This is a genomic window from Streptomyces caeni (assembly GCF_042678285.1).
Taxonomy (GTDB): Bacteria; Actinomycetota; Actinomycetes; order Streptomycetales; family Streptomycetaceae; genus Streptomyces; species Streptomyces caeni.
On sequence record NZ_JBHUDX010000030.1, the window covers coordinates 16,782 to 30,041 of the forward strand.

A 13,260-nucleotide genomic window follows, 5' to 3' on the forward strand; every position below is an offset into this window, starting at 1 on the left:
CCCGCCACGCACAGATGACGCGGGCGGTCCTGCGCGGCTACGACCTGACGGAGCCGGACCAGACGCATGCGGTCCGGCTGCTGGGCAGCGTCTTCCACGGCTACGTCAGCCTGGAGATGGGCGGAGGGTTCAGTCACAGCGCCCCCGACACACACCAGACGTGGTCGCGGATCCTGGACGCCCTCGACGCCCTGCTGCGGAACTGGCCCGCGCCCTGACCGGGCTCGCACCGATCGGCGCCCACCCGCCGCACCCGCACGACGTTCCGCGCACCCGCAAGACGCTCCGCGCATCCGAACATCCGAACAGTCCACACCTTTCGGTCACTGAGTTGACGCCATGCGCCCCACCGAGCGCGACTGGATCACCACGCCCGTCACCGCGGACCTCCTGCGGGGCGCCCTCGACCTGGAGCGCACCGCGCGGGGTGCTGCCGCACCGGCTGCCCGCCCGGGCGCGCGCCCAGTGCGCCGACGCGCAACTCGCCATGGCGAAGGCCCAGCTCTCGGGCGTACGGCTGGTCTTCCGCACCCGGGCCACCGCCGTCGAACTGGACACGCTGCCCACCAAGCGGGTCTACGAGGGCGCCCCGCTCCGCCCCGACGGCGTGTACGACCTGCTCGTCGACGGCCGTGCCCTGTAGGGCGGGGCCGACGCCGCGCGACTGCCGCTGCCCGACCGGCTGCACCCGGACGCCGCCGCCCACCGCCGCATCGGCGAACGCTTCGCCGAACTGGCCTTCACCGCCGGGGGCCCCTTCGCGCACCGCGGCGCCTGAACCCGGGCTCCGCCGCGCGGGGCGGCCGGTGTCCTCGCGCTGGGCCCGCTCGCCGTCCGGACGGCGCCCTGCGCGGCCCCGGCTCAGGGGCGCCGCCAGTCATCACCGGTCAGATGTGAGCCCGCCATCGGACCCATCCGCAGCATGCCGCCGTCCGCGCTCCAGGACGCGCCGGTGACGTACGAGGCGTCGGGGCCGGCCAGGAAGGCGATCACGGCGGCGACCTCGCGGGCGTCGCCAGGGCGCCTGAGGGGGGACGCCGGGCCGGTGCTCGCCGTGTACGTCCGTGTCCTCCCGGTCGGTCATCGGCGTGGCGATCTGGCCGGGTGCCACGGCGTTGACGGTGATGCCGTACTCGGCCAGTTCCAGCGCCATGACCTGGGTGAGCAGGCCGAGGCCGCCCTTGGCCGCGCAGAACGGGGCGGCGCCCGCGCGGGGCTGGTGTTCGTGCACGGAGGTCACGTTGACGATCCGGCCGCCGTCGCCCTGCCGGACCATCCGCCGTGCCGCCCGCCGGCCGCACAGGAACGGGCCGACCGGGTCGACGTCGAGGACCTGGCGGACGTCGTGCAGCTCCAGGTCGAGGAAGGGCGTGACCGTGTGCGTACCGGCGTTGTTGACCAGGACGTCGTGGCGGCCGAGTTCCTCGCAGGGCCCGTCGAACGTGTCCGTGGCGGCGGGCAGCAGGGTGAGGTCCAACCGGGCCACGGCGGCCCGGCGCCCCTTGCCGCGTGCCTCCTCGGCGGTCCTCTCGGCGCCCTTGTGGTCGCTGTGTCAGGTGATGCCGATGTCCGTCCCCGCCTCGGCGAGGCGTCCGGCGGTGGCGCGGCCGATCCCGGAGCCGGAGCCGGAGCCGGTGACCACGGCCACCCTGGGTGCGGAGGAGGCAGGGGTGGACACAGGGGACCTCCGGTCGTGCGCCTGCTTTCGGACGAGGCAGGTGGAGTACCCGAAGGGCATATCCGTCAAACCGGTCGTTCCTGGCGTCGTCGTGGCTTCGGTGAGCCCGCGAGTCGGGTACACGCAGTGTCAGCGGTCCTGTGAGGCCGCGCCGGACCTGCGACGCAGGAGTCCCCTCAGCGCGGTGCGGGCGAGAGAGACCGCGGCCTTGTCTGTGAGCGCGTAGTGGACGGTGAGACGGCGGAAGACGAGCGGACCGAAGAGGAGGTCGATGACGTCCTCGACGGCGACCGACGGGTCTGCTTCGCCGCGGGTCACCGTGGCGTGCACGCGGTCGCTGCGCGGCCCGGTCGGGCGGGGCAGGATGCCGCCCACGCCCGTCCCCGGGCCGGAGGTCTCCTCAGATGACAGGGGTGGCATCATCGTGCCCCGTCGCGGTGACGTCGCGGTGGCCGGCAGCCGGTGTCCCGCCAGGGAGAACCGCTTGGGGACGGGCCGCGGACCGCGAGCGGCCGCGACGGCACGGTGGCCCGCGGCGAGCGCCCTGCCGGCGGTCCCGGTGCCCGGGCCCCGCCGGGTGCCGGTGGTGAACCACACGCTCATGACCGTTCCTCCGGCCGTGTCAGTTCGTGGTCCCGGCGGATGTCGTCCCGGCCGCGGCGGCGAGGGCGGCGAAGTCGGCGTCGGTCAGCTCGACGGCCGCCGCGGCGATGTTGTCCTCCAGGTGGGCGACGGAGGAGGTGCCCGGGATCGGCAGCATGGCAGGGGAACGCTTCAACAGCCAGGCCAGGGCCAGCTGCGAGGCGGTCGCGCCCGTCTTCTCGGCGATGTCGGCGAGCGGGCCGCCCGGCCGGGCGAGGGCGCCGGTGGCCAGCGGGTACCACGGGATGAAACCGATGCCGTGCTCCGTCGCGTGGTCGAGCAGGTCCTCGGCGGAGCGGTCGGCGAGGTTGTAGAGGTTCTGCACCGACACGATCGGCGCGGTCTCCTGCGCGGCCTTGAGCTCGGCGACGGTGACCTCGGACAGGCCGATGTGGCGGATCTTGCCCTCGTCCTGCAGCTTCTTCAGCTCGCCGACCTGGTCGGCCAGCGGCACGGCCGGGTCGATGCGGTGCAACTGGAAGAGGTCGATGCGCTCCACACCGAGATGTCGCAGGCTCAACTCGGCCTGCTGGCGCAGGTACGCGGGACGGCCGAGGGGCGTCCAGATGTCCGGACCCTGCCGGGTGAGCCCGGCCTTGGTCGCGATGACCAGGTCCTCCTGGTAGGGGTGCAGTGCCTTCCTGATGAGCTGCTCGGCCACGAAGGGGCCGTAGCTGTCGGCCGTGTCGATGAGGTTCACCCCCAGCTCGACGGCGCGCCGCAGCACCCGTACGGCCTCGTCCGGGTCCTTCGGATCTCTCCAGACCCCCTTGCCGGTCAGCTGCATGGAACCGAAGCCGAGCCGGTTCACCGTGAGATCGCCCCCGAGGGCGAAGACGCCGCTTGCGGCGGCGGTCGGTGGCGTGGACATGTGCCAGCCTCCTGACTGAACTGAACGACTGGTTCAGTTTATCGAACTCCCGTCAGCGGCGGCGCGGGAGACGGTGACCCGCCGCGGTCCGCCAGCGACGACACGGCTCGCGGTGACTTGAAATACCGAACCACTCGGTTTACTTTTTCGGCAGGTGGCGACAGACCCGCATGCGTCGTCACCAGCACCCCCGAAAGGACCCCTCACATGCGCTACGCAGTCCTCGGCACGGGCATAGTCGGCCGGACCGTCGCCGGCAAGCTGGTCAGCCTGGGCCATGAGGTCGCCATCGGCACCCGCGACCCGGAGGCCACCCTGGCCCGCACCGACCCCGACTCCTACGGCAACCCACCGATCGGACCGTGGCTCGCCGAGCACCTCCAGGTGCGCCTGCTGGACTTCGCGGACGCCGCGGCCTTCGGTGAGTCGGTGGTCAACACCACGGCCGGAGCCGCCTCGCTGCAGGCCCTTCAGGCCGCGGGCCGCGACAACCTGGCGGGCAAGGTCCTGCTGGACATCGCCAATCCGCTGGACTTCTCCCAGGGCATGCCGCCCTCGCTGGACCCGGTCGGCACCGACAGCCTCGGCGAGCAGATCCAGCGCGCCTTCCCCGACGTGAAGGTCGTCAAAGCGCTCAACACCATGAACTCCCGGGTCATGGTGGAGCCGTCCAGGGTGCCCGGTGAGCACCACGTCTTCGTCTCCGGCGACGATGCCGACGCCAAGAAGCTGGTCATCGAGTGCCTCGTCGACTTCGGCTGGCCCCAGCAGAGCGTGATCGACCTCGGCGGCATCAGCACGGCGCGCGGCACCGAGATGCTGCTGCCGCTCTGGCTGCGCCTGTGGGGCGCGCTGGGCCACGCCGACTTCAACTTCCACATCCAGGGAGCCCGCACCGCCGCCTGACCTGCGGCCTCTCGCCCGGACCGAACCGGCCGGTTCGGGAAAGGTCTTATCCTGCAACAATGCAGCAGAGGAACAAGGGGAGGGGTGCAGGACGGCCGCGGTCCGCGGAGAAGGACGCGGCGATCCTCCGTGCGACGCTGGAACTGCTCGCGTCCCACGGCTACACCCGTATGAGCCTGAGTCAGGTGGCCGCGGCGGCACAGGTCAGCAAGTCCACCATCCATCTGCGCTGGAAGACGAAGGCAGACCTGGTCACCGCCGCGCTGGAAGCCATGCGCATGGCCGACGCCCCGGCCCCGAGCGGCGATACGCGCGCGGACCTGGTGGCGATCCTGGAGGACTTCGCGTCCACGGTGGAACGTGTGCGCGGCATGGCCCTCATCGGAACCTGTCTGGCGGAGGAGGCCCACACTCCGGAACTGCTCGCCCTGCTGCGCGAGCGGACCGTGCTGCCACGCCGGGCCCTGCTGGGCGAGGTGCTCGAACAGGCCCGGGGCCGAGGGGAGATCCGGCAGGACTTCGACCCGGAGGCTGCCGTGTCGGCGCTGCTGGGCCCGTTCTACGCCGACTACATGGCCGGCCGCGGCGGCGCCCCCGGGTGGGCCGGCCACGCCGTGGACCTGGCCCTCGCGGGGCTGCGCACACCCGCTCCCTGACCAGGCCGCCTCCGGGGCGGTGGGAAAGTCCTCGTTCACGCCCTGGGCGCGAGGAGACCGGGGGCGGGGGCCGGCATCGCATGACCGGGGCGGGCGTCCGCCCTACGGCTGGACGCCCGTCACCCGCGCGGCGAACCGTGCTCGACGCCGACATCGACTTCCACCTCGGGTGCGGCCTGCCCGGCGGCCGTACCGGGGCGGTCCTGCCCTGCCCGGCCATGCCGGGGCTGATCGCCGACGACCTGACCGTCCCCGAACTCCTCGCGCCGCACCGGCTCGACGCACCGGTCGGCGCCATGGTGACGCGCCTCCTCCCGGCGGAATCCGCCTGAGGAGGCGGCCCGCCCCCGGTGCTCGGATGAGGTCACTGCTCGCGCATGCCCCACGGTGAGCCGTACGCCGTCAGGAGGTCCAGGAACGGCCGGGCCGGGAATGCCTCCGGGCCGAGGACGCCGGAGCCGGACCAGGTGCCCGCGGCGAGGAGTTCCAGCGCGACGACGGGGTTGACGGCGGTCTGCCACACGACCGCCTGGCAGCCGTACTCCGCCATGGACCACTGGTTGTCGACCACGTGGTACAGGTACACCTCGCGCGGCGCCCCGCCCTTGCTGCCGCGCACCCAGGTGCCCGCACACGTCTTGCCGCGCATGCGCTCGCCCAGGGTCGCGGGATCCGGCAGGCAGGCCGCGACGACGTCCCGGGGCGAGACGGCGACCGGGCCACCGGCGCTGCGTACGGTCACCGGGTCGGTCCGGTCCAGGCCCAGAAGATGGAGTGTCTTCAGCGTCTCGACGAACTCCCGGCCGAGCCCGTACTTGAAGGTGACACGGCGGGCGTCGATCCATCGTGGGACCAGCAGCACCTCCTCGTGCTCCACGTTCACGCACTCGACCTCGCCGATGCCCTCGGGGAAGTCGAACACCTCGGGCTCGCTGAACGGCGCCGTGGTGAACCAGCCGCGCCCGGCCTCGTAGACGACGGGCGGGTTCAGACACTCTTCGATGGTGGTCCAGATGCTGAAGGACGGTGCGAAGTCATAGCCGTCCACGGTCAGGTCGGCGCCGTCGCGGATGCCGATCTCCTCGATGTCGTCGAAGAGTTCGTCGGCCGCGTACCGGGCGAACACGTCCGACAGCCCCGGCTCCACGCCCATGCCGACGAGCGCCAGCGTGCCCGACTTCTCCCAGTCGGCCGCTTGCGTGAACTGCTCGTCGCCCAGCTTGACCCCGCACTCCTCGTACGGGCGGTGCGGGTGCGGCCGGGACAGCGACATCGCCATGTCGAGGTAGGTGGCGCCGGCCGTGCGCGCCGCCCGGAACAGCGGCATGACGAACCTCGGGTCCGTCGCGTTGAGCAGCACGTCGCAACGGTGCCGTGCCAGCAGGGCGGCCACCGCCGCCTCGTCGCCCGCGTCCACGGTGTCCGCGACGAAACGGCCGTCGTCGCCGAGGGCCGTGACCGCGGCCTCGGCCCGGGCCGGGTCGTAGTCGGCCACCACCATCGTGTCGAAGAAGGCACGCCGGGCGGCGATCCGGGTGATCGCGGTGCCCACACCGCCGGCTCCCACGAGCAGTACGCGCATGGCAAGAACTCCTGTCGTTCTCTGTGTCTCTAGGCCGTTTCGGCCCTGGGAAAACGAGGCGCGCCCTCGGTCGCAGATACAACGCCCGCTGCTTGTGTAAGGTCAATGGCGTTGGCGTAAGGGTGAGGGCCGGACCGGACCGGGCCCAGCCGGACTGGACGGTCCGGGCGAGGGCGAGGAGATCGTCGTGCCGAAACAGGTGGTACCCGAGGAGAAGCGGCGACGGCGCCGCCCCACCAAGGGTGGCACCGTGCTGTCCGAGACCCTGATCGTCCAGGCCGCGCTGCGGATGCTGCGGGAACACGGCAGCACCGGACTCACCGCACGGCGCCTGGGCATGGCGCTCGACTGCGATCCGAGCACCCTCTACCGCTACTTCCGCGGCATGGACGACCTCACCCTGGCCATCGGTGACGCCCTCGTCGGGCAGGCCCTGCGCGGCTGGGAGCCGACGGGGCGGTGGCAGGCCGACCTGCGCGCCATCGGCCTGCGCATCCATGCCGCCTACGTGGCTCATCCCCAGGCGGCCCAGCTGACCGCAGGCCGCGTCACCGGCCGGGCGAACGAACTGGCGGCGGACGAGACGGTGCTGGAGGTACTGCGCGGGGCCGGGTTCCCGCTGCCCGACACCGTACGGATCTACCACGCCTTCATCGACCAGACGCTCGCCTTCGCCGCCCTCGACGCCGCCTCCCTGGCGCTGCCCCGTGCCGCGCTGCTCGCCGACGAGGACATGTGGCGCTCGACGTACGCCCGCCTGCCCGCCTCGACCCACCCGCGCATCGCCGAGGCGGCGCCGCTCCTGGCCACCCGCATGGTGACCAGCGCCTATCCGGCAGCGCTCGACATGCTGCTGGAGAGTGCGGCCGTCCTCCTGGAGCGGTTGCGCGGCCCGGGCGGGGCCTGAGGCCGCGCCGCGGGCACGGGTCGGCCGCCGTGCCCGGCACCACGGCTCCGCACGGACCGAGCCCTGCTCATTGACGCCACATCGCTTCAGTGGTTCAGTGGCTCAGCCACTGAACCACTGATCCGTTGGGGGCCCGGGTGGAAGCACTGCCACGCGAGACGATCGTCGACGTCCTGGAGGAACGGCTGCGTGAGGACATCCTCACCGGGCGCCATCCGGCCGGGAGCTATCTGCCTCCCGAACGCGAACTCGCCAACGGGTTCGGAGTCACCCGCACCACACTGAAGCACGCCTTCGGCCGGCTGGTGCACGCAGGGCTGCTGGAGACGCGGCACGGAGTCGGTACCCGTGTGCGCGATTTCCTGCGTCTGGGCGGGGCCGATCTCCTGCCGATGCTCGTGCGCCACAGCCCCGACTGGATCGGTGAGATCTTCGAAGTGCGCCGCAGCATCGGTGCGCTGATCGCGGAACGCGCCGCGGCCCGTGCCACGGCGGCCCAGGTCGCCGAACTGCGTTCCCTGCTGGCGGCCGTCGGGAACGCGGACGGCGGCGACCCCGTGCAACTGGCGGACGCCGAGGTGCACCGGGCACTGGCCCGCGCAACGGGCAACCGGGTGTACGTCCTGCTGACCAACACCCTGTTCAACGCGTACCTGCCGGTGCGCGCGGCACTGGTCGGGCCCTTCCAGGATCCCAGGACCGCTCACGACCGGCTGGAGCCGGTCGTCGAGGCCGTGGCCGCCCGCGACGCGGAAGCGGCGCGTGCCGCCGCGGGCGACTACCTGTCGACGACGGAACGCATCATGCTCGAAGGGCTGGCACGCCCCGAGGGACGCCGGGACGGTGCCCGGTGACCCCGCGAGGAACGGCGTTCAGGGAAACGATGCTGGGCAGTGTGCGCCTGGCCGACGAGGACCGCGACCGCCCGCTGCGGCTCGACCTCCGGGCCGAGGCCGAGGGTGTGATGCTGCCCCATCGCACCACGCAGGCGCGGCTGACCGGACGGGTACGGATAGCGGGGCGGGCCGACGACCCCGACGCCGTGGGCGAGTTGGAGATCTCGCCCCTCGCCCGCCGCCGGATCCGCTACCGGATCACCTTCGCCATGGAGGGCCGGAGCCTCACACTGGACGGCTGGAAGTCGGTGTCGCCCAAGCGCCCGCTCACATCGATGACGGTACTGCCGTACGTCCTGTGCGAGAACGGTGAGCACGTCGGTGACGGCACGCTGCGCTTCCCCCTCGCCACCGGCCTGCTGCCGTTCCTCGCCAGCTTCCGGTTCCCCCGTGCGGCCCCGCCCGCAGCGGACGAGCACCTGGCGCCGCGCTGGGACGGCAAACCGGGACGGACCGAGGTCTGGTACACGACCCTGACCGATCCGGCGACCGGCAGTGGGGTCTGGCTGCACCACGAAATCGTCGCGCCCACCGACGGCTCCGACGCCTACGCCCACGGCTGGGCGGCCGTCTTCCCCAAGGACGGCCCCGTCGAGCACGCACGGTTCGGCCCCCTCCCATGGAAGGGGCATCCGGAAGGGTTCACCACCGAGGCCGGCTCCGCGGTGCCCGGCCGGCTGGAGGGCTCCGCGGGGCCGTTCACCTGGAAGCTCACCGAGAAGCCCGAGGGCCGGCCCCTGCACACCTTCCCCCGCTGGTCCTGGCGACGTCCCGTGCTGCCGGCCTCCCACATGCTGCCCGCCGCCCGGGCCCGCTACAGCGGGACCGTCCGGTACGGCGCCGGTGAACTGCTGCTCGACGGCGCCCCCGGCGCGAGCGCCCGCATCTACGGCCACGGCAACGCCCGCCGTTGGTCCTGGCTCCACGCCGACCTGGGCGGCGGCGACATCCTGGAGATCGTCGCCGCCGTGTCCATGCGCCGCGGACTCGACCGGCTGCCGCCCCTCGTCTTCCTGCGCCTGCGCCGAAACGGCCGCACCTGGCCCCGCCGTGCGGAACGCCCCGCCGTGGGCTGGGCCGGAATCGGCCGGTTCCGCGCGGACATCGGCCTGCCCGAGTGGCGGGTGCGGGGCCGTGCCGGACTGCGCCGCATCCGGGTGACCGTGACCCAGCCGCAGGACAGGACGCTGACTCTCGACTACACCGACCCCGACGGTTCTCCCGCGGTCTGCCGCAACAGCGAGGCGGCCGACGCGGAGATCCGGCTGGAACGCTGGTGGGGCACTTGGCGGCAGGAGGCCGCATGGCGGCTGTCGGGCACCGCCCACGCGGAAGTCGGTGACCGATGAGCACCCGGACCACCGCCGCCCTGGCGGGATTCACCGCCGCGCTGCTCGCGGACGACGGCACCGCCGACTGGGCCCGGGCCGTGCCGCGACGGCTGGAAACGGTACTCGACGCCATGCCGGCCCCGGCTCGGACGGCGGTGCGCGGCGCGGCCACGATGATGGACGCCTACGCCGTGGCCCGCACCGGCAAGCGGCTGTCCGCCCTCACCCCGGCGGAACGCGAGAACGTCGTGACCTCGCTCCGCTCCCGCCGCGCCCTGCTGCCCCTCCTGGACGCGGTCAAGGTGCCCCTGCTGCTGGCGGCCGCCACCGAACGGACACTGCACCGGGACCCCGGCTCCGCGCCGCCGGCCCCCGACGATCCGCCGCTCGACTGCACGCCTTCCGGGGACTGGCCCACGCGTTCCACCGCCGATGCCGTCGTCGTCGGATCGGGGGCCGGGGGCGCCATGGCCGCCAGGACGCTCGCACGCGTGGGTATGCGCGTCGTCGTCCTGGAGGAGGGGGAGCACCACACCACCGCGTCGTTCGGCCGGCGGACCCCGCTGGACCGCTTCACCGACCTCTACCGGGACGCGGGCGCGACGATCGCTGTCGGCAACCCGCCGCTCGTCCTGCCCGTGGGCCGTGCGGTCGGCGGCACCACCGTCGTCAACTCCGGGACTTGCTACCGCACCCCCGACCACGTCCTCACCCGCTGGCGGGACCGCTACGGGTTCGCGGCCGCCGACGGCTTAGACGCCCATCTCGAGGAGGTCGAACTCACCCTGAATGTGGGGCGGCAGCCGTTGGACGTCCTGGGCAACAACGGGCTGCTCACCCTGGCCGGAGCGGAGGAACTGGGCTGGGCCGCGGCACCCCTGCTGCGCAACGCCTCGGGCTGCAAGGGCTCCTGCCAGTGCATCGTCGGCTGCCCCACCGGCGCCAAGCAGAGCGTGCAGCTGTCCGTCCTTCCGCAGGCCTGCGCGGTCGGCGCGCGCATCGTGACCGGTGCCCGGGTGCGGCGCATCCTCACCGACCCCGACCGGCCGGGCGGTCCCCGGGCCGCCGGGGTGCTGGTCCGCCGCCCCGACGGCAGCGAACTGGAGATCCTCAGCCCGCTGGTCGTGGTCGCCGCCGGAGCCCTTGAGAGCCCGCCGCTGCTGCGCCGCTCCGGCCTCGGGGGACACCCGCGGCTCGGCCGCAACCTCAGCGTGCACCCGGCCATCAGCGTCGCGGGCCGCTTCGACCGGCCCGTCACCGGCTGGAAAGGCGTCCTGCAGAGCGTAGGGGTGGAGCATCTGCGCGCCGACGGCATCCTGATCGAGGCCACCGCGGCGCCCCCGGGCATGAGTTCGTTCGTCCTGCCGGGCGTCGGCCGTGAACTGCGCCGCGAACTGGAGGAGACCGACCGGCTGGCGACACTCGGCGCCATGATCGCGGACCTGCCCTCGGGACGCGTCATGGGCCGGGAGCGCACCGTGCTCCGCTACGACCTGGCGCAGCGCGACGCCCGTCGTCTGCTGGACGCCCAGCGGGCCATGGGCCGCCTGCTGTTCGCCGCGGGAGCCGAGGAGGTGCTGACCGGCGTCCCCCAGGCCCCGCGCGCCCGCACTCCGGCCGAACTGGAAGCCCTGCTCGAGCCGATGACCGCGAGCCGCCTCCATGTGTCCGCCTTCCATCCCACGGGCACGGCGGCCGCGGGCGGAGATCCGGAAAGGGCACCGGCGGACCCGGACGGGCACCTGCGTGGTGTGCAGGGCGTGCTGATCGCCGACGGCTCGGTGCTGCCCAGCTGTCCCGAGGTGAATCCGCAGCTGAGCATCATGGCGGCCGCCCTCGCGATCTCCCAGCGCTTTGTGACGAAAGTGCTGTGAACCGCCGGGGCCCCATCGGGGTCCCGGCGCACCCTTCACACCTCACCGCTGGCAACGTCCTTACCAAACCGTGGAGTTGGCACGTACCAAAGACGCACCTGGCATGGACCTGATTGCCCAGAGGTGGCTACCCTCGACCCCGTACCCGACTGAGAGCGCTCTCATCACGCCCTTCCGCTCCATCCGCCGTGACCGGAACGACGAAAGGCAAACCCCCACATGAGACGCATGACGGTGCTGTGCGCCGGCCTGTCCGCTGCCCTGCTCCTGGGTGCGGTCGCCGGCCTGCCCCAGGCCTCGGCCGCCACCTCCGCACCCGACACCGCCACGGCTGGCGCCACCGCCGTGACCGCCGCGACGCCCGACGCCGCGGCATCCCCGGCCCTGATCGCCGCCCTGCAACGGGACCTGCACCTGACGAAGGGGCAGGCCGTCACGAGACTCGCGGCCGAGACGGCGGCCCGCAGGGTCGAGCGCCGGGCGCGCCGGGCCGCCGGTGCCGCCTACGGCGGTTCGTGGTTCGAGGCGAAGAGCGGCAGACTCGTGGTCGCCCTCGCCGACGCATCCCGCACGGCGGCCGTCGAGGCGACGGGTGCCCGGGTCGTACCCACCGCCCACAGCGAGCGGCAACTCGACGCCACGATGAAGAAGATCGACGCGCTGAAGGCCCCGGCCGGCGTCGGCGGATGGCACGTCGACCCCAAGGCGGGTGCGGTCGTCATCACCGTGGTGTCCGCGCACAAGAGCGACAACGATGTCACCGCCTTCGTGGCCCGCGCCCGCAGAGCCGGCCCGGTGACCGTGCGGGAGACGCGCCAGGGTCCCCGCACCCTGGCCGCCGGAACGGTGGGCGGAGATCCGTACTACACCGGCAACGTGCGCTGTTCCATCGGCTTCTCCGTCTACGGCGGCTTCGTCACGGCCGGCCACTGCGGGCAGCCGGGTATGGGCGTCAACGGCTGGGACGGGTCCTACATCGGTGCCTTCCAGGGCTCGTCCTTCCCGGGCAACGACTACGCGTGGGTCGACGTCGGCAGCGGCTGGTGGACGGTTCCCGTGGTGCTCGGCTGGGGCACCGTTTCCGACCGGTTGGTGCGCGGTTCGGCCGAAGCCCCCATCGGCGCCTCGATCTGCCGCTCCGGTTCGACGTCCCACTGGCACTGCGGCACGGTTCTCGCCAAGAACGAGACCGTCAACTACAGCCAGGGCGCGGTGCGCGAGATGACCAGGACGAACGTCTGCGCGGAACCCGGCGACTCCGGCGGCTCGTTCATCAGCGGCGACCAGGCCCAGGGGGTCACCTCCGGAGGCTGGGGCAACTGCAGTTCCGGCGGCGAGACCTGGTACCAGCCGGTCAATGAGATCCTCAACCGCTACGGACTCACCCTCCACACGGCCTGAGCGTCCGTCCTCACACGGTGCCGCGGGTCCTGGCATGAGGCCCGCGGCACCGTCGCCGTCTTCATGGGCCGGCTCGGCCGACCGTGCCGGAGACCGCGATGAATTCGTCACCCGGCAACGGGCGGGCGGTGGGGGAGTTGCATTGTGCCTTGTCGTCGGTAATCGCTCTGCCGGGCGAACTCGCGAGAACGGGCGCACCCTTGGGCGGTGCGGCCTTAAACAGGCGTCCGAGGGTGAGCGTGAATTCATCGGACGCGGCGGCCACTTCACTCTCACGGACCGGCCGGACGGCGGCACTGCCGGTGCCGGGGATGCATCACCGCGGCCTCTTCCCTTCCGGGAGCCGTCGAGGTCGTGTCTGATTTACTCCATTAGATCCGAAGATGAGGCTAAATGGCTGTTTGGTTAATTAGGGAATTTAGTGGTCTATCACTGCTTAAGGTCTGTTATAAAGTGCCATTGTCATCTCGTGGCGGATGTATAGATCAATGGCAGGGGCGTGATGTAACTCACTTA

General features: G+C 72.3%; 12 protein-coding genes and 2 pseudogenes. 10 read left to right on the forward strand and 4 right to left on the reverse strand.

From position 1 onward, the window contains the following. Together ACFSL4_RS12620 and ACFSL4_RS12625 are read left to right on the forward strand one after the other, a co-directional pair. On the forward strand, window positions 1-218 hold a 218-nt coding region (locus tag ACFSL4_RS12620; protein WP_381081690.1), incomplete at its 5' end, for a TetR-like C-terminal domain-containing protein. Between the two features lie 121 nt (window positions 219-339). After that, a pseudogene (locus ACFSL4_RS12625) lies at window positions 340-634 on the forward strand (lipase); the annotation flags it as partial. Window positions 635-861: 227 nt separating this feature from the next. Here the strand turns inward: ACFSL4_RS12625 and ACFSL4_RS12630 are convergent. The 3 genes and pseudogenes from ACFSL4_RS12630 to ACFSL4_RS12640 form a co-directional block, all read right to left on the reverse strand. Beyond that, window positions 862-1,738, reverse strand: a pseudogene (locus ACFSL4_RS12630) (SDR family oxidoreductase). Window positions 1,739-1,807: 69 nt separating this feature from the next. After that, window positions 1,808-2,281, reverse strand: coding sequence for a TetR family transcriptional regulator C-terminal domain-containing protein (locus tag ACFSL4_RS12635; RefSeq protein ID WP_381081692.1), 474 nt, complete (start codon window positions 2,279-2,281; stop codon window positions 1,808-1,810). A 19-nt stretch (window positions 2,282-2,300) separates the two neighbouring features. Then, window positions 2,301-3,191 carry an aldo/keto reductase gene (locus ACFSL4_RS12640; protein ID WP_381081694.1) on the reverse strand — a complete coding sequence of 297 codons (891 nt, stop codon included), beginning with the start codon at window positions 3,189-3,191 and terminating at the stop codon, window positions 2,301-2,303. A 207-nt stretch (window positions 3,192-3,398) separates the two neighbouring features. On the opposite strand from ACFSL4_RS12640, the gene ACFSL4_RS12645 reads away from it, so the two are divergent. The 3 genes from ACFSL4_RS12645 to ACFSL4_RS12655 all read left to right on the forward strand — a co-directional run bounded on the left by ACFSL4_RS12645 (window position 3,399) and on the right by ACFSL4_RS12655 (window position 5,085). After that, complete coding sequence (locus ACFSL4_RS12645) at window positions 3,399-4,097, forward strand: NADPH-dependent F420 reductase (RefSeq protein WP_381081696.1); 699 nt, start codon at window positions 3,399-3,401, stop codon at window positions 4,095-4,097. A gap of 59 nt (window positions 4,098-4,156) precedes the next feature. Then, window positions 4,157-4,753 (forward strand): TetR/AcrR family transcriptional regulator, encoded by a 597-nt coding sequence (locus ACFSL4_RS12650; RefSeq protein WP_381081698.1) that lies wholly within the window; start codon window positions 4,157-4,159, stop codon window positions 4,751-4,753. Window positions 4,754-4,890: 137 nt separating this feature from the next. Continuing rightward, complete coding sequence (locus tag ACFSL4_RS12655) at window positions 4,891-5,085, forward strand: hypothetical protein (protein WP_381081700.1); 195 nt, start codon at window positions 4,891-4,893, stop codon at window positions 5,083-5,085. A 32-nt stretch (window positions 5,086-5,117) separates the two neighbouring features. On the opposite strand, the gene ACFSL4_RS12660 is transcribed toward ACFSL4_RS12655, so the two are convergent. Beyond that, a complete protein-coding gene (locus ACFSL4_RS12660; RefSeq protein WP_381081702.1) occupies window positions 5,118-6,335 on the reverse strand; it encodes a saccharopine dehydrogenase family protein in 1,218 nt (405 codons plus the stop codon). Between the two features lie 187 nt (window positions 6,336-6,522). Between ACFSL4_RS12660 and ACFSL4_RS12665 the strand changes: the two genes are divergently transcribed. From ACFSL4_RS12665 to ACFSL4_RS12685, 5 genes are all read left to right on the forward strand, one after another. Beyond that, window positions 6,523-7,242: a TetR/AcrR family transcriptional regulator gene (locus ACFSL4_RS12665; RefSeq protein ID WP_381081704.1), complete on the forward strand. Its 720-nt coding sequence runs from the start codon at window positions 6,523-6,525 to the stop codon at window positions 7,240-7,242. Between the two features lie 137 nt (window positions 7,243-7,379). Then, on the forward strand, window positions 7,380-8,096 hold the full coding sequence (locus ACFSL4_RS12670; protein WP_381081706.1) for a FadR/GntR family transcriptional regulator: 717 nt from the start codon (window positions 7,380-7,382) through the stop codon (window positions 8,094-8,096). Between the two features lie 29 nt (window positions 8,097-8,125). Next, complete coding sequence (locus ACFSL4_RS12675; RefSeq protein WP_381081708.1) at window positions 8,126-9,487, forward strand: hypothetical protein; 1,362 nt, start codon at window positions 8,126-8,128, stop codon at window positions 9,485-9,487. Continuing rightward, a complete protein-coding gene (locus ACFSL4_RS12680; protein ID WP_381081710.1) occupies window positions 9,484-11,343 on the forward strand; it encodes a GMC family oxidoreductase in 1,860 nt (619 codons plus the stop codon). The genes ACFSL4_RS12675 and ACFSL4_RS12680 overlap by 4 nt, the downstream gene beginning before the upstream one ends. A 219-nt stretch (window positions 11,344-11,562) precedes the next feature. Beyond that, window positions 11,563-12,744, forward strand: a complete 1,182-nt coding sequence (locus ACFSL4_RS12685) for a S1 family peptidase (RefSeq protein ID WP_381081712.1) — start codon at window positions 11,563-11,565, stop codon at window positions 12,742-12,744. The last annotated feature ends 516 nt before the right edge of the window (window positions 12,745-13,260 follow it).

Bases quoted from the DNA above. Each gene is read 5' to 3' on its own strand.
- ACFSL4_RS12635 (WP_381081692.1), bottom strand. From the start codon at position 2,281: ATGAGCGTGTGGTTCACCACCGGCACCCGGCGGGGCCCGGGCACCGGG.
- ACFSL4_RS12640 (WP_381081694.1), bottom strand. From the start codon at position 3,191: ATGTCCACGCCACCGACCGCCGCCGCAAGCGGCGTCTTCGCCCTCGGG.
- ACFSL4_RS12645 (WP_381081696.1), top strand. From the start codon at position 3,399: ATGCGCTACGCAGTCCTCGGCACGGGCATAGTCGGCCGGACCGTCGCC.
- ACFSL4_RS12650 (WP_381081698.1), top strand. From the start codon at position 4,157: ATGCAGCAGAGGAACAAGGGGAGGGGTGCAGGACGGCCGCGGTCCGCG.
- ACFSL4_RS12660 (WP_381081702.1), bottom strand. From the start codon at position 6,335: ATGCGCGTACTGCTCGTGGGAGCCGGCGGTGTGGGCACCGCGATCACC.
- ACFSL4_RS12675 (WP_381081708.1), top strand. From the start codon at position 8,126: ATGCTGGGCAGTGTGCGCCTGGCCGACGAGGACCGCGACCGCCCGCTG.
- ACFSL4_RS12680 (WP_381081710.1), top strand. From the start codon at position 9,484: ATGAGCACCCGGACCACCGCCGCCCTGGCGGGATTCACCGCCGCGCTG.
- ACFSL4_RS12685 (WP_381081712.1), top strand. From the start codon at position 11,563: ATGAGACGCATGACGGTGCTGTGCGCCGGCCTGTCCGCTGCCCTGCTC.